This is a genomic window from Actinoplanes sp. NPDC089786 (assembly GCF_040684855.1).
GTDB lineage: Bacteria > Actinomycetota > Actinomycetes > Mycobacteriales > Micromonosporaceae > Actinoplanes.
This window is the reverse complement of the sequence record NZ_JBFBGU010000086.1, coordinates 1-1,080: the sequence shown is the minus strand read 5'-3', so window position 1 is coordinate 1,080 and position 1,080 is coordinate 1. Positions and strand designations below refer to the sequence as shown.

At 60.7% G+C, this 1,080-nt stretch carries 3 protein-coding genes; 1 reads left to right on the top strand and 2 read right to left on the bottom strand.

Features of this window, described 5'->3' with window-relative positions:
* Positions 1-218 (top strand): hypothetical protein (locus AB0O15_RS48055; RefSeq protein WP_364334971.1); only part of this gene is annotated, 218 nt, incomplete at its 5' end.
* Between the two features lie 105 nt (positions 219-323).
* On the opposite strand, the gene AB0O15_RS48050 is transcribed toward AB0O15_RS48055, so the two are convergent.
* Together AB0O15_RS48050 and AB0O15_RS48045 are read right to left on the bottom strand one after the other, a co-directional pair.
* Positions 324-458 (bottom strand): hypothetical protein, encoded by a 135-nt coding sequence (locus AB0O15_RS48050; protein WP_364334969.1) that lies wholly within the window; start codon positions 456-458, stop codon positions 324-326.
* Positions 404-934 (bottom strand): hypothetical protein, encoded by a 531-nt coding sequence (locus tag AB0O15_RS48045; RefSeq protein WP_364334966.1) that lies wholly within the window; start codon positions 932-934, stop codon positions 404-406. Before AB0O15_RS48045 ends, AB0O15_RS48050 begins: the two co-directional genes overlap by 55 nt.
* Between the last annotated feature and the right edge of the window lie 146 nt (positions 935-1,080).

Genomic DNA, 1,080 nt, shown 5'->3' with positions numbered 1-1,080 from the left:
ATACCGGCCAGGTGCGGAAGAAGTTGCTCGACGGCATCACACAGCCGGACAACGACTCATCGGCCGACGTCCATCACACTTTCTGCGCCAGAGCCGAGTTTGGGCGCCAGATGTTCGCGACTTTCGGTCCCACTCTGCCGGCACTCGGTCGCCGCAATGTTCGTGAGAACCGGCACCACTTGGGGGTCTGGCCGGCGGGTGGCACCGACGGTTCCTGAGGAGCCCGTTCACGCTGCGTGCAGATCATAAAGCCACTCGGCGCGCGCCGGTGCGCGCATCTGCCGATGAGAGGGTGTCCACTAGCACGCCGGTCGACCGTGGAGTCAACCCCGTTGATCCCGAGGGATGTGGAGTTTTTCCAGAGCTCGCCGAACCTGATCACTGTCTCGAAACAAAACAGTCTTCATTCCGATCCGCTCCGCCGGCGCGAGCGCCCATTCCTTGTCATCCACGAACAAGACCTGCTGAGGCTCCGCCCCAATTTTTCCAAGAGCATCTTGTAAATATCGAGGTGCGGCTTACGAACGCCTACCTCATGCGAGAACACGCCGCCTTTGAACAGCCGGAGGAAGTGATACCGACGCTCGATCGCCTCAACGCGTTCCGCCACGTTGTCAGACAGATAGTACAGGTCATAGTCCTGCGAGAGGTCTTGGATGAGGTCCCAGGTTCCTTCGTTCAGGCGGTAACCGTCTATCCACCGCGCCGCGAGCTCGGGCCCTGACGCCGATAGCCCCAGCGCCCGCCGGAAGGCAGCCCAGAATTCGTCCCGGCTCATCCCGCCTTCGCGGTACCTGCTTCCCAGACTCCCGTTGAGAAGCTCACCGGCGCGTGCCGGGTCGACACCGGATGTTCGGTTGAGGTGCTCGATAAATTCTCTGGTGCCGTCACTGAAAAGCACACCGCCAAGATCGAAGGCCAACACGCTAATCACCGGCACATTCTACTGTAAAGGCGCCTCAGATCGATCGAAGTCCATGCACTGAACTGCCGTTGCGACACGAGGTCGCACTTTGCGAGTGGACTCGCAGTTAGGAGGGTCGACATGGTGTCGGCTGTGTAGTTCCGGGCGCGTGCTCG